Source organism: Acidisarcina sp., from assembly GCA_035539175.1.
Classification (GTDB): domain Bacteria; phylum Acidobacteriota; class Terriglobia; order Terriglobales; family Acidobacteriaceae; genus JANXZS01.
On record DATLIY010000007.1, the window covers coordinates 1006305 to 1027348 of the forward strand.

At 60.2% G+C, this 21044-nt stretch carries 17 protein-coding genes and 1 other RNA gene; 11 read left to right on the plus strand and 7 right to left on the minus strand.

Going from position 1 to position 21044, the window contains the following annotated elements:
• Positions 1 to 129: 129 nt before the first annotated feature.
• Positions 130 to 1068, minus strand: a complete 939-nt coding sequence (locus VM554_06930) for a LysR substrate-binding domain-containing protein (protein HVJ08100.1) — start codon at positions 1066 to 1068, stop codon at positions 130 to 132.
• Positions 1069 to 1216: 148 nt separating this feature from the next.
• Between VM554_06930 and VM554_06935 the strand changes: the two genes are divergently transcribed.
• From VM554_06935 to VM554_06980, 10 genes are all read left to right on the plus strand, one after another.
• Positions 1217 to 2437, plus strand: a complete 1221-nt coding sequence (locus VM554_06935; protein ID HVJ08101.1) for a 2-isopropylmalate synthase — start codon at positions 1217 to 1219, stop codon at positions 2435 to 2437.
• A gap of 50 nt (positions 2438 to 2487) precedes the next feature.
• Positions 2488 to 3594, plus strand: a complete 1107-nt coding sequence (leuB, locus tag VM554_06940; GenBank protein ID HVJ08102.1) for a 3-isopropylmalate dehydrogenase — start codon at positions 2488 to 2490, stop codon at positions 3592 to 3594.
• Positions 3595 to 3633: 39 nt separating this feature from the next.
• Positions 3634 to 5067: a 3-isopropylmalate dehydratase large subunit gene (leuC, locus tag VM554_06945; GenBank protein ID HVJ08103.1), complete on the plus strand. Its 1434-nt coding sequence runs from the start codon at positions 3634 to 3636 to the stop codon at positions 5065 to 5067.
• A gap of 2 nt (positions 5068 to 5069) precedes the next feature.
• The gene (gene leuD / locus VM554_06950; GenBank protein HVJ08104.1) at positions 5070 to 5708 is read left to right on the plus strand and encodes a 3-isopropylmalate dehydratase small subunit; all 639 of its coding nucleotides are present in this window, start codon (positions 5070 to 5072) and stop codon (positions 5706 to 5708) included.
• Complete coding sequence (gene ilvD, locus VM554_06955) at positions 5705 to 7393, plus strand: dihydroxy-acid dehydratase (GenBank protein ID HVJ08105.1); 1689 nt, start codon at positions 5705 to 5707, stop codon at positions 7391 to 7393. Before leuD ends, ilvD begins: the two co-directional genes overlap by 4 nt.
• Before the next feature lie 44 nt (positions 7394 to 7437).
• The gene (gene ilvB, locus VM554_06960; protein ID HVJ08106.1) at positions 7438 to 9201 is read left to right on the plus strand and encodes a biosynthetic-type acetolactate synthase large subunit; all 1764 of its coding nucleotides are present in this window, start codon (positions 7438 to 7440) and stop codon (positions 9199 to 9201) included.
• Between the two features lie 25 nt (positions 9202 to 9226).
• Positions 9227 to 9814, plus strand: a complete 588-nt coding sequence (gene ilvN, locus VM554_06965) for an acetolactate synthase small subunit (GenBank protein ID HVJ08107.1) — start codon at positions 9227 to 9229, stop codon at positions 9812 to 9814.
• Positions 9815 to 9892: 78 nt separating this feature from the next.
• Positions 9893 to 10921, plus strand: a complete 1029-nt coding sequence (gene ilvC / locus VM554_06970; GenBank protein ID HVJ08108.1) for a ketol-acid reductoisomerase — start codon at positions 9893 to 9895, stop codon at positions 10919 to 10921.
• 533 nt (positions 10922 to 11454) lie between these two features.
• Positions 11455 to 11727 carry a DUF4242 domain-containing protein gene (locus VM554_06975; GenBank protein ID HVJ08109.1) on the plus strand — a complete coding sequence of 91 codons (273 nt, stop codon included), beginning with the start codon at positions 11455 to 11457 and terminating at the stop codon, positions 11725 to 11727.
• A gap of 78 nt (positions 11728 to 11805) precedes the next feature.
• The gene (locus VM554_06980; GenBank protein ID HVJ08110.1) at positions 11806 to 13284 is read left to right on the plus strand and encodes an ATP-binding protein; all 1479 of its coding nucleotides are present in this window, start codon (positions 11806 to 11808) and stop codon (positions 13282 to 13284) included.
• 79 nt (positions 13285 to 13363) lie between these two features.
• On the opposite strand, the gene VM554_06985 is transcribed toward VM554_06980, so the two are convergent.
• From VM554_06985 to dprA, 4 genes are all read right to left on the minus strand, one after another.
• Positions 13364 to 13648 carry a DUF427 domain-containing protein gene (locus VM554_06985; GenBank protein HVJ08111.1) on the minus strand — a complete coding sequence of 95 codons (285 nt, stop codon included), beginning with the start codon at positions 13646 to 13648 and terminating at the stop codon, positions 13364 to 13366.
• Between the two features lie 243 nt (positions 13649 to 13891).
• Positions 13892 to 14326 (minus strand): hypothetical protein, encoded by a 435-nt coding sequence (locus VM554_06990; protein ID HVJ08112.1) that lies wholly within the window; start codon positions 14324 to 14326, stop codon positions 13892 to 13894.
• Between the two features lie 236 nt (positions 14327 to 14562).
• Positions 14563 to 17196, minus strand: coding sequence for a type I DNA topoisomerase (gene topA / locus VM554_06995; GenBank protein HVJ08113.1), 2634 nt, complete (start codon positions 17194 to 17196; stop codon positions 14563 to 14565).
• Between the two features lie 152 nt (positions 17197 to 17348).
• Positions 17349 to 18587, minus strand: a complete 1239-nt coding sequence (gene dprA / locus VM554_07000; GenBank protein HVJ08114.1) for a DNA-processing protein DprA — start codon at positions 18585 to 18587, stop codon at positions 17349 to 17351.
• 189 nt (positions 18588 to 18776) lie between these two features.
• On the opposite strand from dprA, the gene VM554_07005 reads away from it, so the two are divergent.
• Positions 18777 to 19673, plus strand: coding sequence for a menaquinone biosynthesis protein (locus VM554_07005; protein ID HVJ08115.1), 897 nt, complete (start codon positions 18777 to 18779; stop codon positions 19671 to 19673).
• Positions 19674 to 19797: 124 nt separating this feature from the next.
• Here the strand turns inward: VM554_07005 and VM554_07010 are convergent, their stop codons facing one another.
• Positions 19798 to 20814 carry a beta-ketoacyl-ACP synthase III gene (locus VM554_07010; GenBank protein ID HVJ08116.1) on the minus strand — a complete coding sequence of 339 codons (1017 nt, stop codon included), beginning with the start codon at positions 20812 to 20814 and terminating at the stop codon, positions 19798 to 19800.
• 86 nt (positions 20815 to 20900) lie between these two features.
• Positions 20901 to 20998: signal recognition particle sRNA small type (ffs, locus tag VM554_07015), an RNA gene on the minus strand.
• Between the last annotated feature and the right edge of the window lie 46 nt (positions 20999 to 21044).

The window sequence follows — 21044 nt, forward strand, 5'->3', positions numbered from 1 at the left end:
ATTCTCGATAGCTTTCCGGGGATTTCGCGGCATTTCCTCACCCAGAATCGCGTCTACCGGATTGCGGGTGCCTCCGTGCTTCCCTCCCCTGCCCCAGCCGGAACGTTCCCGCCGCCATTTCGCTCGAATCTACGTGGAGGGCGCTTCAGCGGAGCGCTCCAGATGATATTGGAAGGGAGCACCCCGGCGCGCGGCCACAGAGCGCACCACCTTGAGGAAGGCGACAGCGGCATGCGAGAGGCTGGAGTTTCTGCGATGGAGGATACGAAGCTGCCGTTCCAGTTGCAGCTCCGTCACCGGAACACGAACCAGCTCCCCCTGTTCCAGCTCTCTCTGCACCGTCAGCCCCGGCACCAGCGCGACGCCGTTCCCCATGGCCACAAAGCGCTTGATGGCCTCAAGGCTGGGTAACTCCACCCCCATATTCAGAGGCGTCTTGTGCTGAGCGAAGGTCTCGATCACCTGTTTGCGCAGAGTGGAAGAGACGTTGTGGGCCACGAAATTTTCCGCGCCGAGGTCGCGGATGGAGACACGCTTCTCACGAGCCAGGGGATGATTCGGATTGACCACAAACGTCAGCTCGTCGGTATAGACGGAGATGGAACGGAGCTCCTCCTCGCGGGGGCGGAAGGAGACGATTCCCATCTCGACCGTCCGCTGCATCAGTTCATCGGGAATGCGGCTGGCAAGCGAGCGGTGGACCGTCACTCCGACCTGGGGACACAGGCGGCGGAACTCATCGAGAATCGGCAGCAGGTAGAGGCAAGTGTACTCATTCGCGGCCAGGTGGAGGCGGCCCCTCTCGAGAGATCGCAGCTCCTCGAGCGCGCTGGATGCCTCCCTGCGCAGGCTCAAGAGCTTTTTCGCGTAGTCGCGCAACAACTCGCCGGCGGCGGTCAGCGAACCGTCCCGCGAGGCGCGCTCAAAGAGCACCTCTCCCACATCTTCCTCCAGTTTGCGAATCACCTGGCTGACGGCAGGCTGGCTGCGGTGGAGGCGAACCGCTGCGCGGGAGAATCCGCGCTCCTCGACGACGGCGAGAAAGGTTTCAAGCTGCGAGAGTTCCATAATGTTTCCCTGGATCGGCTGAAAGTTCCGTAATAACTATAAGCAAAACGAATGAAATCTAAAAGAAGAATAAGCTTGCGTTATACATGTCAAATTTAAGATACTGAGACACCAAGCAAAGCTTGAAGAACTTCCCCGGCAGGACTCGATGACAGAGAAACGGCTCTTCTTTTTCGATACAACGCTGCGCGACGGCGAGCAATCGCCCGGATGCAGCATGACCATCGAGGAAAAACTCACGATGGCCCATGCCCTGGAGGCGTTGGGCGTAGATGTTCTGGAAGCTGGTTTCGCGATTGCCTCCGACGGAGACTTTGCCGCGATCGAGGCGGTCTCCAGGGCAGTTCGCGGGCCGCGCATCACGTCGCTGGCGCGGGCGCGCCAGCAGGATATCGAAGTTGCCGCGCGTGCCCTGGAGCATGCCGATCGATCCCGGATCCACGTCTTTCTGGCCGCCTCCGACATTCATCTGGAGTACAAGCTCAAGATCACTCGCGAACAGGCGCTGGAGCAGACCGACAAGTGTGTGCGGCTGGCCCGGAGCTACTGCGACGATATTGAATTCTCCCCGGAAGACGCCACGCGCAGCGACCCCGAATTTCTTCGCGCCATGGTTGCCACGGCAGTCGCGGCGGGCGCAACGGTCATCAACCTGCCAGACACAGTCGGCTACGCCACTCCCGCCGAATACGGCGCCATGTTCCGCCGCTTGCGGGAGCAGATTCCGGCGCTCGAAAACGTAATCCTGTCCTCGCACTGCCATGACGATCTCGGACTGGCGGTAGCCAACAGTATGGCGGCTGTGGAAGCCGGAGCACGGCAGGTCGAATGTACGATCAACGGCATCGGAGAGCGTGCCGGAAACGCCGCGCTGGAAGAAATTGCGGCTATTCTGCATGTTCGCCGGGACAAATACCCACTGGAACATGGCCTGCACATTGATCGCCTGTATCCAACCAGCAAGACGCTGGACCAGTGCATCAGTTTTTCGCCCGCGCCCAACAAGGCGATTGTCGGCAACAATGCATTTGCTCACGAGGCCGGAATCCACCAGCACGGGGTCCTCGCCAATCCTCTGACGTACGAGATCATGACGCCGGATTCGGTAGGTGTTCCGCATAACCGTATGGTTCTGGGGAAACACTCCGGACGCCATGCGCTGGCGCATCGGCTCTCCGAGCTCGGCTACAAGTTGAGCATGCACGATCTGGAAGCGGCCTATCACCGCTTCATCGAGTTGGCCGATCGCAAAAAGGCGGTATATGACCAGGACCTGATCGCCCTGGTGCCCGCACATCTTCGGCACGAGCAGGAGCGCGGTGATGGCGTTCGCAGCATCGCGGAGCCCCTTGAAGGCTCGGTAGCTTAAGCCGGCCGAACCACCACAGAGAAGTTCTTTACGACGACAGGGAGAGGTCCATGAAGTTAAACGTTCTAGTTGTCCCCGGAGATGGCATTGGACCGGAGGTTACCGGGCAGGCAACACAGGTTCTGCGGGCTGTTGCGGAACTGAACGGATATGATTTTCGCTTTCGCGAGATGCCCATTGGCGGCACCGCGATCAAGCAACTGGGCACTCCACTGCCCGAGGAAACGCTGGAGGCTGCTCTCGAGAGCGATGCGGTTCTGCTGGGCGCGGTTGGCGGCAACGAGTTCAATTCCCTGCCCCCGGACCGGCGGCCCGAAGCTGGACTGCTTCAGTTGCGGCATGCGTTAGGCGGATTTGCAAATCTGCGGCCCTCGTTTGCCTATCCTGCGCTGGCCGGCAACTCGCCCCTGCGTCCCGAGGTGGTGGAAGGCGCGGATATCCTCTTTGTTCGCGAGCTTCTGGGTGGACTCTACTTCGGCGAGCCGCGCTCCTGGGATCGTGAAGGCCAGGAGGCATGGAACACGATGCGCTACACCCGCGCGGAGATTGCGCGTGTGGCCCGGGTTGCATTTGAGGTCGCGGGCAAGCGCCGCAAGAAGGTCACCTCCGTCGACAAGGCTAACGTGCTTGAGGTGTCCCAGCTATGGCGCGCGACCGTGACGGAGATCGCGCAGCAGTACCCCGAGATCACACTGGAACACCAGTATGTCGATGCCTGCGCGATGCACCTGATGAATACGCCGCGCAACTTCGACGTGGTGCTCACGGAGAATCTCTTCGGCGACATCCTGAGCGATGAAGCGGCAGTGATCACCGGTTCGCTGGGCATGCTCCCTTCCGGTACGGTTGGCGGCGCGGTGAACCTCTATGAACCGGTGCACGGTTCGGCGCCCGACATTGCGGGCAAAGGCATTGCGAACCCGCTCGGGGCAATCCTCACCGCGGCCATGCTGCTGCGGCACTCCGCGAACCTGGAGCAGGATGCACAGGCGATAGAGACAGCCGTTCGTACTGTGCTGGAACAGGGATACCGCACCGCAGATCTGGCGCGCGGCGACGAGAAGACACATGTCTCCTCGACCAGCGAAATGGGCAACCAGGTGTATAGCGTGCTCAACGAAATTATTGACCGCCGCCAGTCGCGGCATGCGGTCTAGCGCAGTCAAACGGAATCAAGAGGCAGGACAAAAACAGAGATGTCGATGCAACCCAAAACGCTGTTTGAAAAGGTCTGGGAGACTCACCTGGTGACGGAGCCCGCCGGCGAACCGTCTCTGCTGTATATCGATCTGCATCTGCTGCACGAGGTGACTTCTCCGCAGGCATTTGAGGGTCTACGCCTGGCTGGCCGCACGGTCCGGCGTCCGGATCGCTGCGTGGCCACGGTGGATCACAATGTTCCCACATCGCCGGATCGCCTGGTGATCAAAGACGCCATCGCGCGGAAGCAGATCGAAACGCTGCGCGCCAATTGCGAAGAATTCGGCATCGAGCTCTACGACATTCAGTCGCCTGAGCAAGGCATCGTCCACGTAATCGGCCCGGAACTGGGGCTGACCAAGCCCGGCATGACCATCGTTTGCGGAGACAGCCACACCAGCACCCATGGCGCCTTCGGAGCACTCGCCTTTGGCATCGGAACCTCCGAGGTCGAGCACGTGCTCGCGACCGAGTGTCTTCCGCAATCGCGGCCCAATACCTTCCGCATCTCTGTCGAGGGCACGTTGCCTCCCGCGGTTGGCGCGAAGGACATCGCGCTGGCGATTATCGGCCGCATCGGCACCGACGGCGCAACCGGCTGCGTGATTGAGTATGCCGGCTCCGCCATTCGCTCGCTCTCGATGGAAGGCCGCATGACGCTGTGCAACATGAGCATCGAGGCAGGTGCACGCGCCGGCATGATCGCTCCCGATGAAACTACCTTCCGCTACCTGGAAGGCCGCCGCTATTCGCCGCAGGGCGCCATGTGGGAGAAGGCCGTTGCGGAGTGGAAGAAGCTGCCGAGTGACCCCGGCGCGAAGTTTGATCGCGAACTGGTGCTGCGCGCAGAAGATCTGGCACCCTTCGTCAGTTGGGGAACTAGTCCGGGGATGGTTGCGCCTATCACGGCCAGCGTACCCGATCCTGCGGCAGCCACAAACGATGCGGATCGCCGTGCTTTCGAACGCGCGCTGGAGTACATGGACCTGAAGCCGGGCGCGGCGCTGGAATCGGTGGCGATCGATCGCGTCTTCATCGGCTCCTGCACCAACTCGCGCATCGAGGATCTGCGTGCCGCCGCGAAGGTTATCACCGGATACCATGTGCACCCGCAGGTTAGCGCGATGGTGGTTCCCGGCTCGCAGCAGGTAAAGGCGCAGGCCGAGCGCGAGGGGCTGGATGCCATCTTCCGCGAGGCTGGTTTTGACTGGCGTGAGCCTGGATGCTCGATGTGCCTGGGCATGAATCCAGACATTCTGCAGCCCGGCGAACGATGCGCCTCCACCAGCAATCGAAATTTTGAAGGACGGCAGGGCCGCGGAGGCAGAACGCATCTCGTCAGCCCCATGATGGCCGCAGCAGCCGCGATTGAAGGCCACTTTACCGATGTTCGCCAATGGAAATTCAAGGGCGGAAAGGCAGGAAACTAACGATGAAGCCTTTTCGGAAACTTACTTCGCAGGCCACACCGCTGGATCGCGTGAATGTCGATACGGACCAGATCATTCCCAAGCAGTTTTTGAAACGCATTGAGCGCACCGGGTATGGAGATTTTCTCTTCTTCGACTGGCGCAAGGGTGCCGATGGTCAGCCTGACCCAGCCTTCCCGCTGAACGATTCGCGATTCAAGGGATCGGAGATTCTGATCACGGGAAAGAACTTCGGCTGCGGATCGTCTCGCGAGCACGCCGCCTGGGCACTTTCGGACTTCGGCTTCCGCTGCGTTATTGGGCCGTCCTTCGCGGACATCTTCTTTTCGAACGCCGGCAAGAACGGAATCCTGCTGGTGACTCTGCCTGAGGATCAGGTAGCCACACTGATGGAGCGGGCGCAGTCCATCGCGAACTATAAGCTGACCGTTTCGCTCGAAGACCAGACGATCCATGACGAACATGGATTCGCCGCAAGCTTTTCCATTGATCCCTTCCGTCGCGAGTGCCTGCTGGAAGGCCTTGACGATATCGGGCTGACGCTGCGTCACGCGGCTGCCCTGGACACCTTTGAACACAGGCACGACGGCGCATTCTGGCTTGCGCCCCGTCCACAGGAGAAAGCAGAGACCGCACGATGACCCAAGACGATAAGAAGCACGGCGCCAAATTCTACAGCATCCCTCTCACCGAAGGTCCTAGCCGCGCGGCAGCGCGCTCCTACCTTCGCGGCGTTGGCTTCTCCAAAGAAGATCTGCACAAGCCAATCATCGGCATTGCGAATACATGGACGGAGATCGGCCCTTGCAACTTCCATCTGCGCGACATTGCGGAGGCAGTGAAGGAAGGCATTCGTGCGGCAGGCGGGACACCGATGGAGTTCAATACCATCACCATCTCCGACGGCATCACCATGGGCACGGAAGGCATGAAGGCCTCGCTGATCAGCCGCGAGGTGATTGCGGATTCCATTGAGCTGGTAGCACGGGGCAATCTCTTTGACGGCATCGTATGCATCGCCGGTTGCGACAAGAACCTTCCCGGCACCGTGATGGCCATGGCGCGCCTGGATATTCCCGGGCTTATGCTCTACGGCGGATCGATCGCGCCCGGACACGTGAACGGCAAGGACATCACGATTCAGGATGTGTTCGAAGGCATCGGCGCGCGGGCCGAAGGAAAGATCGACGACGCCCAGCTCGAAGTGCTGGAAGCGGCTGCCTGTCCTGGCGCCGGAGCCTGCGGCGGTCAGTTCACCGCAAACACCATGGCAATGGCGTGCGAGTTCATGGGCATCTCGCCGATGGGGCTCTCCGGAGTACCGGCGCTCTCTCCTGACAAGCATGCAGCATCGCGGCAGGCCGGTGTCCTCATCATGGAGGCGGCCCGCAATGACCTGCGCCCCAGCAAGCTGATTACGCTGAAGTCAATTGAGAATGCGATCGCCAGCGTGGCGGCCTCGGGCGGTTCTACCAACGCTGTACTGCACTTCCTGGCGATTGCTCATGAGATGGGCATTCCGCTCTCCATCGACGACTTTGACCGCATTTCGGCCCGCACTCCCCTGCTCTGCGACCTGAAGCCCGGCGGCAACTACATGGCTGCGGACTACCAGGCCGCGGGTGGCAGCCGCCTGCTGGCGCAGCGCCTGATCTCTGCGGGACTGCTGAACAGCGAATGCCTGAACATCTCAGGAAAGACACTCGCCGAGGAAGCGGCTCAGGCGAAAGAGACACCCGGACAGCCCGTGATCCACACGGTGGACCAGGCGATCAAGCCGACCGGCGGACTGGTCATCCTGAAGGGCAACCTCGCACCGGATGGCTGCGTGATCAAGGTCGCGGGACACAAGCGGCTTACGCATCGCGGACCGGCCCGCGTCTTTGACACGGAGGAGAAGGCCTTCGCGGCAGTGCAATCCGGCAGCCTGAAGCCGGACGACGTAGTGGTGATCCGCTACGAAGGCCCGCGCGGAGGCCCTGGAATGCGGGAGATGCTCGCGGTTACGGCGGCCATTGCGGGAACCGATCTGGGCGAGAGTGTTGCCCTGCTGACGGACGGACGCTTTTCCGGCGCCACACGCGGGTTGATGGCAGGACACGTTGCGCCGGAAGCAGCGGTCGGCGGCCCGATTGCCGCGGTGCGCGATGGGGACATCATCGAGTTCGATATTCCCAACCGCAAATTGACGGTGGAGATTTCGGCGGAGGAGATCGCCAACCGCATGAAGCAGTGGACCGCACCTGCACCGCATTACGCACGGGGCGTATTCCGCAAGTACACCGATCGCGTTTCTTCCGCTGCAACAGGAGCGGTTACAAATTAGGACTATTTCGTACCTGTAGTAGTTACGAATCAAGGAGACGGGGCATGAGCGACACCAGAAAAAGCGGAGATCCTGCAAATCCAACTCAAGCTGCACGCCTGACCGGTGCGGAGATTGTCTGGGCAACGCTGGCGGGAGAGGGCGTACGCGAAGTTTTCGGCTATCCCGGCGGAGCAATTCTGCCGGTATACGATGCCATGCGCAAGTTCCCGGTTCAACATATTCTGGTACGTCACGAGCAGGGCGCGGCCCACATGGCTGACGGCTATGCACGGGCCTCGGGCCGGGTTGGCGTGTGCATTGCCACCTCCGGACCGGGCGCCACGAACCTGGTGACGGGCATAGCCACCGCGATGCTCGATTCCGTTCCCATCGTCTGCATCACCGGTCAGGTCTCCAGCAAGCTCCTCGGCTCCGATGCCTTTCAGGAAGTCGACATCACCGGCATCACGCTGCCCGTCACCAAGCACAACTACCTGGTGACCAAGGTGGAGGACATCGCGCCGGTGTTGCGGGAGGCGTTCCAGATTGCTGCTTCCGGCAGGCCGGGCCCGGTGCTCGTCGACATCACCAAAGATGCGCAGCAGGCGGTAGCGGACTTCGATTTTGCCGCCGCAGCGCCTGGACGGTATCGTCCGCATCCCATGCTCTCGGTGAACGCGGATGCGCTCGCGGAAGCCGGCCGCATGATTCTCGAAGCCAAGCGTCCTGTGATCCTTGCTGGACAGGGTATTCTGCGCTCCGGCGCGATGGAGCAGGTTCGCACTCTTGCCGAGCGCGCACAGATTCCCGTCGGCTGCACGCTGCTGGGGCTGGGCGCATTTCCGGCCTCTCACCCGCTCAACCTGGGCATGATGGGCATGCATGGCGAGACGTGGGTCAACCATGCGATCCAGGAGGCCGATCTGCTGATCGCCTGCGGCATGCGCTTCGATGACCGCGTCACCGGGCTTCCCTCGACGTATGCGCCGAATGCGAAGAAGATTCACATTGAAATCGATCCTTCGGAGATCAACAAGAACGTTGCTGTCGACATCGCGCTGATTGGAGATCTGCGAGCGGTTCTCGAAGAGCTTCTGCCTCTGTTGCCCAAGCGCGACGGCGCCGCATGGCTGCACACGATCCAGACCATGAAGGGGAACGCCTCCGTCCGCGACATTCAGAACCTTCCGGACAATGGCCACCTGTATGCCGCGCACGTAATCAACGACCTGTGGCGCGCCACCAATGGCAAGGCCGTGGTGGTGACGGATGTAGGGCAGCATCAGATGTGGGAGGCACAGTACTACAAGCACGACGAGCCGCGCACGCTGATCACCTCGGGCGGTCTGGGAACGATGGGCTTTGCCCTGCCGGCCGGCATTGGCGCCAAGGTGGCCTGTCCGGAAAAAGAGGTTTGGGTCATCGCCGGCGATGGCGGCTTCCAGATGACAATGGCGGAGCTGGCGACCATTGCCCAGGAAAATCTCAACGTGAATATCGCCATCATCAACAATGGCTACCTGGGCATGGTGCGTCAGTGGCAGGAGTTCTTCTACGAGAAGAATTACCAGTCCACGCCGCTCCTCAGCCCGGATTTCGTCAAGCTTGCCGCTGCCTTTGGCATCCCTGGACAGGCAGTAACCAAGCGTGCCGATGTGATGACCGCGGTGAAGACCGCTCGCGAGACGGCCGGTCCCTACCTGATCAATTTCCTGGTAGAACAGGAAGACTCGGTCTACCCGATGATTCCCGCGGGCAAGGCTCTGCATGAGATGATCCGCCGTCCGGCCCGCACGCCCATTGTCGAAGACGCCACGGATAACTAGGTGTTGCTAGAGGAAGAGAGAAGGAATGCTGCATACATTTGTTGCACTGGTCGAAGATAAACCCGGCGTTCTGACGCGCGTGGCATCGCTCTTTCGCCGATTGAACATCAACATCGTCTCGGTTACCGTAGGTCGTTCCGAGCAGGCCGGGGTCTCGCGCATGACGCTGGTCGCAGAAGCGGAGGCAGGAGCAGCCCATCGCATGAGAGCCAGCCTGTATAAGCTCGAAAATGTATTGGATGTGGATGATGTCGGGCAATCGCCGTGTGTGGTGCGGGAGTTGGCGCTGATCAAGGTTGCCGCCACACCTGCGACACGGTCCCGCATCTTCGAACTGGTGGAGGTCTTCCGCGCTCGCGTCGTCGATCTCACATCGGAGTCACTGATGATCGAGATCACCGGTGTCCAGAGCAAGATTGAGGGCCTGATCCAGATTCTCAACGAGAGCTCCGACCGCATCCTGGAGATTTCGCGTACGGGACGCATGGTGATGCGCCGTGGCCAGCACACGAGCCGCGTGCTGGAAGCGATGACGACGCCCAGCGAAGGCCTGCTGTCCGCAACCAAACCCTTACCGGATTTTATGCCGGATCAGAGCGACCTGCTCTCCTGAGCGCGGACCGCAATCTGATCTTCTGTACCTGATCCATCGAAACGTTTAGCTGTTTCCACTTACACGAGGAAAAGAAGAATGCCGAAGACTTACCACGATCAAGATGCCGATTTGACCCTCATCCAGAAGAAGAAAGTGGCCATCATCGGCTACGGATCGCAAGGGCACGCACACGCCCTCAACCTGAAGGATTCCGGCGGCGAAGTACGGATCGGATTGCCCTCCACCAGCAAGTCCATCGCCAAGGCGCGGAAGGCCGGCCTGGAAGTTCTCTCCGTCGCGGACGCCGCCAAGTGGGCGGACGTGATCATGATCCTTGCACCCGACACGTCGCAGGCTCAGATCTACGAGGACGAGATCAAGCAGCACCTTACCAAGGGCAAGATGCTGATGTTTGCGCACGGCTTCAACATCCGCTACAACGCCATCCAGCCGCCCGCAGACGTCGATGTTGCCATGGTTGCGCCCAAGGCTCCGGGTCACCGCGTGCGCGAGGTCTTTACCGAGGGCGGCGGCACTCCGGGCCTGCTGGCCGTTCATCAGGATGCGACCGGTGGTGCTTATGCCCTGGCGCTCTCCTATGCCAAGGGCATCGGCTGCACCCGCGCCGGCGTGATTGAAACGACCTTCAAGGAAGAGACCGAGACCGATCTCTTCGGCGAACAGGCAGTCCTCTGCGGCGGCGTCAGCGCATTGATCAAGGCTGGCTTTCAAACGCTGGTCGATGCTGGCTACCAGCCGGAGATTGCGTATTTCGAATGCCTGCACGAGCTCAAGCTGATCGTCGATCTCATCTACCGCGGCGGGCTGGGATACATGCGCTACTCCATCTCCGACACGGCAGAGTATGGCGATTACACCGCAGGTCCGCGGCTGATCAACGATCAGACCCGCGCCGAAATGAAGAAGATCCTCGGCGAGATCCAGGACGGGACCTTCGCCAAGAACTGGATTGAGGAGAACAAGACCGGCCGCCACAAGTTCGAGGAGATGCGGAAGCAGGAGGCTGGCCTGCAGATCGAAGCCGTGGGCGCCAAGCTGCGCGCCGCGATGCCATTCCTCGACCCCGTCGTCATGGTAAACGGAGTCCCGGAGCGGGCAAAATAGCTCGCAACCCTGGACTTTTGGATTCCACGAACCGGGCGGCTGCCAAGCCGTCCGGTTCGTGCATTTTGGGGGCAGAAATTAGAGCCTGTTAACCCTACTTGAGCGGGTGGCGTTCCGAGGGGAAATTGCGCCAGACGAAGCGGAGGACGACGGCGGTGGCGGGTCCTTTGCCTGGGATGCGCGATTCGCGTTATGAAGCAGATCCTTCGCTTCGCTCAGGATGACAAGGCTAGATAAGGCTCAGAATAATAAGGCTAGATAAGACTCAGGATGATAAGGCTAGATAAGGCTCAGAATCACAAGGCTAAATGAGGCTCAGGATGACAAAACTTAGCCGATTCTCCCGATTTCGTTGTCCTTTTTCTCTAGCAGACACCCGGTATGCGGCGATCCTCACTCCTGGAACTCTAAACCGCTGGAACTCGAAAAAACGCCCCCTCCGCCGCCGCTCGATTAGGGTTAACGGGCCCTGGCTTTCTACCCAGTTCATGGGCGCCGATGAGCGTGATATGCTTTGGCGGCGGAGGCCGAGGATGCCCAGATTTGTGATCGAGCGCGATATTCCCGGTGTTGGGAAACTCACCCGTGAGGAGCTGGCAGGAGTGAGCCGAACTTCCTGTGACGTCCTCAAAAATCTTGGCCCTCAAATCCAGTGGATTGAGTCGTATGTCACCGACGACAAGATTTACTGCATCTATATTGCACCGGATGAGGCGACGATCCGCGAGCACGCCCGGCTGGGCGGATTTCCGGCAAACTCGATTCTCCAGGTGCGGAATAGAATCGACCCCACCTCGGCTGACTAAAGCGCGGCCGGCAGCGTCAACGGCCGTGGGTTCCTCTGTAATCCACAGCCTTCATTTACCATTAGTACAGGTGAATCGATGACTTCGCTCCCCTCCGAATCCGTCGCTCCCGAAGTGGCTTCAGGCACCAGCGCGTTTGCCGGGAATCATCCGCCGACACCGCTGCCCGATATCGCGGCTGCGCTGAAGCGCGTCGCTCCCCTGCACGATCTCTCCCAGGGCGAACTGGAGTGGCTGGCTGCCCACGGAACCGAGAGGTTCGCTCCGGCAGGCAGCACTCTCTTCCACGAGGGCGACCCCGCCACAAAGATGATGATCATTCTCAAGGGCGAGGTTCATGTAAGGCGGGAACGTGGTCCATCGACCGCCATCTTTGTTGGCCGCGCCGGCCAGATCACAGCCCTGCTTCCCTTCTCCCGGATGAAGAGCTATGGCGGCCTGGGCTTTACCACATCCGACACATGGGCGCTGGAGTTCGACCGCTCTCTGTTTCCCGAGATTCTGCAGACCATCCCCTCGTTCGGACAGCGGATCGTCTCCGTGCTGCTGGATCGCGTACGCGAAGTGACGCGCATCGAGCAGCAGACGGAGAAGCTGACCGCCCTGGGCAAACTGGCTGGCAATCTGGCGCATGAGCTGAACAACCCCGCCTCAGCGGCGCAGCGGGCCGCCTCGGGCCTGTTGGAGGAGTTGCGCGTCTACGGCCATGAAAAATTTCGCATGGGCAGACTTTGCCTCAACGAGCAGCAGTCCGCAAAGATCGAAGCGTGGGAGAGAGCGGTCCACGCATCCGGCAAGGCGAACGCCGCGCTCGATGAGGCTCACCAGCCGCAGCGCGAAGATGACATCATCGGCTGGCTCGAGAGCAGGCGGGTCCCCGAAACCTGGCTGATCGCGCCGGACCTGGCGGAGCTTGGCACCACGACCGCGCAACTGGACGAGCTCGCGGAATTCCTGAATCTGGAGCAGGTGGCGGTGGTGCTGACGCAGTTTGCGTCCGTGCTGCGGGCCGAGAAGATCGCAGACGCGATGCTCCACTCCACCGACCGCATCTTCGAGTTGATCGGAGCCATCAAGGACTACTCCTACATGGACCAGGCGCCCATCCAGGAGATCGACATTCCGAAGGGCATCGAGGCCACTCTCTCCATGCTGCAATCGCGCCTGACGAATGTGGAGATTGAGCGCAACTACCAGCCCGACCTGCCCATGATCAGCGCCTATGCGAGTGAATTGAATCAGGTCTGGACCGCGCTGATTGAAAACTCCCTCGACGCCATGCGGGACAAGGGACACCTGAAACTAAGCTGCCGTCAGGCCGGAGAGAACATCCTGATCGAGGTATGGGATGATGGTCCCGGAATCCCGCCGGATCTGCAGGACCGGATCTTCGAACCCTTTTTCACGACCAAGCCGCCAGGCAAAGGACTGGGGCTCGGCCTGGACACTGTGACCCGCATCATCCACAAACACAGGGGTTACGTCACGGTGAAGTCAAAGCCGGGAGCTACCTGCTTCCAGATTCAGCTGCCGATCGCGCAGTTGCAGGCCTACTAACAAACAAGCGTGCCATCGCGCGGCGGAAGCTGGGCTGTAGCCCACTCAAATCAATGGCCTTGGGCTGCCTAGGGTCGGCCTACTTCTCGATTTCGACGCCACGCCAGAAGGCGACATGATTTTTGATGTTACGGGCGGCGGGTTTAGGATCGGGATAATACCAGGCCGCATCCGGATTCTCCTGCCCATCGATCAGCAGGCTGTAATAGCGGGCCTGCCCCTTCCACGGACAGGTAGAAACCGTGGAGCTGGGGCGCAGATATTCGCGGTTAATCGACGCTTCGGGGAAATAAAGATTGCCTTCGACCGTTTCACAGGCGTCGCTCTCGGCGACTACCTTTCCATTCCAAATTGCTTTTGCCATCTCGCTGACTTTCTGACCCTCTTGCCTTTGCTGCGACAAGATCGCGGGGAAACGCTTCTTCTAAACATTAGCAGAATGGGATTTCTTTTGCCGCCGGAGCAGGGTTCCTGCCAGCTTCCGGCCCCGTGAAAACGGGAACCGGGAGCCGGCGCGCAGGGAGCCTGGTGCCTCTGTCGGTCGAGCGTTCTTTGATATCTGCCCTGGGAGCCGCTCTGGTCAGGGAGCATCGGCAGTCAGAAGAGATTACTGCCGGACGGGACGCAATTTGGCGACGTTTTGCCGGATGCGATCATATCTCGCTGTAGCCTCGGGGTATTTGCGTACAATCTCCTGCGTCTTGGCCATGAACGTTGGCGTCTGCTCGCGAATCTGGTCGAGAAACGGATCGAACTTTGCCAGCAGGAAGATGCTCTCACCATTGCAGTCGAGGAAGAGCTCCGGCGAAAGACAGCCGTGCAGGACAAAGGCCGAGGCCATCTCCCAATAACTCGTGACCTGCCTCAGGAAGGCGTTTTCGCGCGTTCCGGCAGCTCTTTGCACGGCAAAGAACTCTTCTGCATTAGCGGGCCAGAACTCGTTCGTCATCCAGGCACGCGCCTCCCGCAGAAGGGCTTCGGTACGGAGTTCGTAGAGCTTGAGAATCAACATCGCGTCGTCGTTGGTTGCGAGCTTTTCCATGGAGAGTGCGTTCCTATGATGATCGTGATCGCGTAATTGCGGCTTAACGTTGGAGGAAGATTCGGTAGTGCCTAGTATGTCCGGTAGTTCCTAGTATAGCGGGTCGCGCTTCGAGCCGGGATCACTCGTCACACAGTTCTCAGCGCAGTTCCGCCGAAGCAATGGAAAAGCCCAGGTTCGCGCCGCGAGCCTGGGCTTTCTTATGAACCACTTCAGCTTCCCTGCACCGCATCCCTTCAACTGACAGGGACAGGAGGATCCGGTTCCAGCACCGGGCCATGTGTCTCGGGCGTTGGCGTCGGAGGCGGGACAGGAGCATCTCCAATGCGCTTGCTGTAACTGCAGGAGACAGTCTCGGCAGCCGGCTCTTCCCCCTTCTTCTTCCGCTTGGGAGCCTCGTCCTCGGCGGCGGTCTTCTTGTTGTTGGGGCACACGAGATAAACGCCGGATTTCAGCGTCTTCTCCACCAGGTACGGGCTGCCGCACTCCGGGCACTTCTGATCGACCGGCTTGTTGTTGGAGGTGAAGTTGCACTTGGGATAGTTCGTGCAGCCGTAGAAAAGGTTGCCGCGACGCGCCTTTTTCTCGGCGATCTCCCCATCCTTGCACAGGGGGCAGTGGACGCCGATGGTGTTCTGCTTAATGTATTTGCACTTGGGATAGCCGGAGCAGGAGACGAACTCGCCATACTGCCCATTGCGCAGCACCAACTGCTCGCCGCATTTGGGGCAGTGCTCCTCGAGCGGAACCGGCGGCTTCTGCTGCACCTTCTGATCCAGCTTGCGGGTGGTCTTGCAAGGCGGATCCTCGTTGTATCCCGGGCAGGCCATGAACATGCCGAATCGTCCACGCTTGAGCACCATGACGCGGCCACAGGCTTCGCAATACTCCTCCGCCTGCTCGGCCTCCTGCGCCTCCGCGGTGTTGAGGTCGGGTTTGGTTTCGAAGTTTTCCTTGGTAAAGGTACAGCTATTCTTGTCTTTCTTGTTGTAGGCGCTGCAGGCGTAGAACGAGCCAAACTTGCCCCACTTCATCACCAGGGGAGATCCACACAGGTCGCACTTCTGATCGGTGGGATGCTCCATGCGCTTGATGTTTTCCATGTGCTTCTCGGCGCTTTGGAGCTCCTCTTCAAAGTGTCCGTAGAAGCCGCGCAGCAGGTCGGTCCACTTCTCCTTGCCCTCTTCGATTTCGTCCAGTTCCTCTTCGAGGCGTGCGGTGTATTGCGTATCGAAGATGTAGGGGAAGTTGGCGACCAGCAGGTCGGTGACAACGATGCCAATCTCGGTTGGATAGAAGCGTCCCGCACGACCCGTCGGAGGAACCTTGGTCACGTACTTCCGGTCCTGGATGGTGGTGATGATGGACGAGTAGGTGGACGGACGTCCGATGCCGCGCTCCTCCAGCACCTTGACCAGCGAAGCTTCGTTGTATCGCGGCAGCGGCTCGGTAAAGTGCTGCTCCGGCAAGGTCTGGTTCAGCTTGAGCTTCTGCCCATCGCTGAGCGCGGGCAGCGAGTTCTTCAACGACTCGTCGTCTTCGTCCTTGGAGTCCTTCGCCTCTTCATACACCCGCAGGAATCCGTCAAACTTGAGCACCGAGCCGGTCACTCGGAAGTCATACGAGCGATCCGCCTTGGCTTCGATATCGACGATGGTCTGGTCGTAGACAGCGGGCACGATCTGCGATGCGACAAAGCGCTGCCAGATGAGGCGGTAGAGCTTGTACTGCTCCTCGCTGAGGTAGCGGTGAATCTCGTCCGGGTGCAACTCGACGTTGGTGGGCCGGATCGCTTCATGCGCATCCTGCGCGTCCTTCTTCGACTTGAAGGCGTTGGGCTGGGCAGGCAGGTACTCCTTGCCAAGCTTCTTACCGATGTAGCCGCGCACGGACGCAATGGCATCCGGTGAAACACGGGTCGAATCGGTACGCATATACGTGATGAGGCCGACCGTGCCTTCCGGGCCGATATCGACGCCCTCATAGAGGCGCTGGGCAATGCCCATGGTGCGCTTGACGTTGAATCCCAACTGCCGCGAAGCATCCTGCTGCAGCTTGCTGGTGGTAAAGGGAGGAGCGGCACTCTTGCGGCGCTCTTTCTTCTCCACGGTACGCACGCGCCATGCCGCATTCGGCAGCGCTGCGAGCACAGCATCGGTGGCTGACTGATCGGGCAGGCTGGCGGTGCTGACGGTCGGCACCTCGGCCTTGCGTCCGTCGATGCCGACGAAGCGGGCAACAAACTCCGGTCCCGAGGGGAGTGGAGTGAGCACGGCATCGATCGTCCAGTACTCGACAGGATTGAATGCCTTGATCTCCCGCTCGCGCTCGACGATGAGGCGCACGGCGACCGTCTGCACACGGCCGGCAGAGAGGCCGCGGCGAACCTTGTCCCAGAGCAGGGGTGAAATCTGGTAGCCGACGATGCGGTCCAGGACGCGGCGCGTCTGCTGCGCATCCACGAGGTGCTTATCCACATCGCGGGCATGCTTGAAGGCCTCGACGACTGCCTTCTTCGTAATCTCATTAAAGGTAACGCGGCGGATCTTGCCCTTGCCCTTCAGCGATGGGGTGAGTTGGATGGCGAGGTGAGCGGCAATCGCTTCGCCTTCGCGGTCAGGATCGGGCGCCAGGTAGACGGTATCCGCCTTCTCGGCAAGCTTCTTGAGCTTGGCTACCAGCTTCTCCTTGTCTGGTGTGACGATGAGGGTCGGCTTGAACGTCCTGTGCTCAAGCTCGACGCCGATATCTTTTTTCGGCAGATCCATGATGTGGCCAAAGGAGGCCTCCACCACGTAGTCGTTGCCGAGATATTTATTGATCGTCTTTGCTTTCGCGGGAGATTCGACGATCACGAGAGATTTACTCATTGTTTTCCTTTACAGGGGATGCAGCTAATGTGCATCGCGACTCATCCTCTGATTTTCTGGAAGCTACCACGTCCTGCGTTTTGAATCCACCTGCGAAGAGGCAAAATTTCCGCGGCATGCATCGCCAACCGGCCTGAATTCGCAGCGACTCATTAAAAACTGCGAACATAATTTTTTCCCGGTAGCTGCCGGATGCGCCCCGTGAGCTCCAACTCAAACAGCGCGGTAAACACTTCAGAAGAAGTCAGTTCCGGCTCAAGTTTTTCCATGATCTCGTCCAGTTGCAGCGCTTCATCCTGATGCAGGGCCTGCAGCACGAGATTCTCATTCGGCACCAGCGGCAAATCCTGAACAAGGGATGCAGAAGCCGGTGGATTGGATGCAGACCCGCCCGCCCCAGCCGACCCGGATTCCGCCGCAAGTTGTTCTTCCAATTGGATTCGCACCTGCGATGGCAGGTCTTCCCAGACATCCTCCCAGGTGGCTACAAGCCTTGCGCCCTGCTTGATGAGGGTGTTCGGGCCCCATGCCGTCTTGCTGGTCACATTTCCCGGTACAGCGAACACATCCCGGTTCTGCTCGAGGGCGCAGCGGGCCGTGACGCGGGTTCCGCTGGTTTCGCCTGCCTCCACCACCAGCACGCCCACGCTGATGCCACTGAGAATGCGGTTGCGGCGAGGGAAATTCGCCGGTGCGGGATACGTGCCAAGGCGGTATTCGGAGACGATGGCTCCGCCGCCCAGCAGGATCTGCTCGGCAAGAGACTTGTTTTCCTTGGGATAGATCACATCGATCCCCGTGCCCCAGACAGCGATGGTGGGAGCCTTGGCAGCCAGCGCTCCCTTGTGCGCGGCGCTATCGATGCCGCGGGCCATGCCGCTGAGAATGACCAGGCCGCGATGGGAGAGATCCCGCGAAAGCATCTCCGCCATCCCTGCTCCGTATGGCGTGGGATGACGCGTGCCGATGACGGCGAGCGATGGCCGCGCCAGGAGCGAGCGATCGCCGCGAATCCACAGAACTGGCGGGGCATCGTAGATTTCCTTGAGCCGCTCCGGGTAATCGTCATCCGAGTATGTGAGCAGCGATCCCCCTTCGGCGTAGACACGCTTCCACTCTTCCTCCGCCTCGGCACGTGCTTTGCCTTCCGCCACGAAGCGCACCGCGGCGGCGGGAAAATTGAGCGACTCCAACTCAGTTAGAGCAAGCTGGAAGATACGGGCGGGCGAGTCAAGCTTCTCGACTGCCTGCAGGATTCGACGCGGGCCGAGGCCGGAGGTAAGCGAGAGGGCAAGCCACGCGAGGCGGTCCTCTGTCCATGGAGCGGGCAAGGGAGCGGCTGCGGCGGGCGCGGTGGGACTGCCGGATTTTACTAGAGAAGGAAGCTTCATCTCAGCGCAAAACATCCATCTGCAGGAGCGATTCGAGATCACCCTGCATGGGAGATTTATTTTTTGCTAGTTGCGCTCACACTAGCTGCGTGGCTGTTTGGTGTCAAGCGGAGCAGGACGCGCGCAGCCCGCGGACGTGCGGAGAAGAGGCCGCAAAGCCTTGGCAAAGTGTGGGGGTAGACTGGAAAAGTGAGTCACTCAAAAAAACTTCCCCTACTAAGAATTGCAGCGATTGACTTTTTGAATCCGGCCCCGCTGATGTGGGACTTCGAGCACGATCCCGAACAAGCCAAACTCGCAAGACGCTACAGCATCCACCGCACCATGCCTTCGCAGTGCGCCGCACAGTTGAAAGACGGCACGGCGGATATCGGACTGGTGCCGATTGCCACGTATCCAACCACCCCGAATCTTTCCATTATTCCCGGCTGCGCAATCGCCTCAATTGATTTCGTGCGCTCGATCCTGCTGGTGGTGCCGCAGGCAAAAGCCATGGATGGAGTGAGGACCGTGGCGGCGGATACTTCGTCGCGTGCTTCGCTGGCCTACACACAGATCCTCTTCCAGCGCGTTTGGCGCAGACAGCCGGAGTTTGTGCAGCACGCACCCTCTCTGGACGCGATGCTGGAGCACTGCGATGCGGCTCTGCTGATTGGCGACCGGGCGCTGATGGCGCTTGAGGATGCGCCAGCCCGCGAACTGCGCACCGGAGAAAAGCTGGCATATATCGACCTGGCACACGAGTGGAGACTGCATACGGGCACGCCCTGGGTTTCCGCTTTCTGGGCCGTGCGCAGCGAGGCTCCACAAGCAGCAGGCGTGAGCGAGGAAGTTATCGTCGAGGATTTTGTGCAGTCGCGGGATCACGGGATGCAGCGTATCGACGATCTGGCGGAGGAATGGACGTCGAGGATTTCGCTCTCGCGCGAGGCGATCCGCTCGTATCTCACGAACAATATCCACTACGTAATGGACGAAAGCTGCATGGAAGCGATGAGGTTGTTCTTCCGCTATGCGGAGGAGTGCGGCGTGCTACCGAAGGCTCCGGCGCTGCGCGAGCTAACGACAGCCGCCAAAACTAGCTAGATAGCGGCTCGGCGAAGCACCCCTCGGCTGAAAAAACGAGCCTCTAAAAAACGCGGCCGGCAGGGATGAATCCCCTTGCCGGCCGTTTTTCTGCGGACTCTGTGACCACTTCTTCGCTGACCCGCTAAATCTCCCAGCGCAGCAGCGAAGCTCCGGTAGTGAACCCTGCGCCAACCGAGGCAATCAGTACCAGGTCGCCGCGATGCAGATGGTTTTCCTGCCGCGCGGTATCCATGGCCAGCGGGATGGTTGCGGCGGTGGTATTCCCGTAGCGATCGATGTTGATGATGACCTGCTCAGGCGTCAGCCCGAGGCGCTCCGCGGTGGAGAGAATGATGCGCTTATTCGCCTGGTGAGGGATGAAGCAGCCGAGGTCCTTGCCGGTGATGCCGTTTCTCGTGAGTACCTTCTCCGCGACTTCAGCCATCTTGCGGACGGCGTATTTGTAGACCGCCTGGCCGTCCTGGCGGACATAGTGCATCTTCTTTTCAATAGTCTCGGCACTGGGGCGATGCAGGCTTCCCCCAGCGGGCATATAGAGAGAGCAGGCACCGGAGCCATCGATCTCGTGTACGAAGTCGAGCATGCCCAGTTCGCCCTCCTCCGCTGGCTCAAGGAGCACAGCGCCGGCGCCATCGCCGAAGAGGATGCAGGTGGAGCGGTCCGTGTAGTCGAGGATCGACGACATCGTGTCCGCGCCGATCACCATGACCTTGGAGTGCGCTCCGGACTCAACCAGCTTGCTGCCAACCTGCAGAGCATAGACAAAGCCAGAGCAGGCCGCGGAGAGATCGAATCCCCATGCGCCCTTGGCGCCAATCTTGTCCTGCACCAGGCAGGCGGTCGCCGGAAAGAGCATGTCCGGCGTTACGGTGGCGACAATGATGGCCTCGACATCGGTTGCGGCAATGCCGCGTTCGGCGAGGCAGCGGCGCGCAGCTTCCGCAGCCATATCACTGGTTGCCACTCCGGGATCGACGATGTGCCGCTCGCGGATGCCGGTGCGGTCCACGATCCACTGGTCGTTGGTGTCTACCATCTTTTCCAGGTCGGCATTGGTGAGGATACGAGGCGGGACGTAAGTACCGAGGGCTGTAATCTTGGCGCGTCTTGCCACACGCGGACGCACTTCTAAGCTCAATGGATATCTCCTGAAGGCCGTGTTCCAGCCCATATTCTCTACTGAAGGGGATGCGTCTGTCCATGAGCCGGGAAGGTGGGCTAAGTGTATGCCGGGCGACCTACTGCGCACACAACGACCCGTTACCGTTGCTTCCTTCCGGACCTGGCGGGGTTGGCGGGATTGAGTCGCGTAGGACCCGGCACTCTTGAATCATACCATCGCCGAGGGCCAATCGAAGTAGGTCGTGG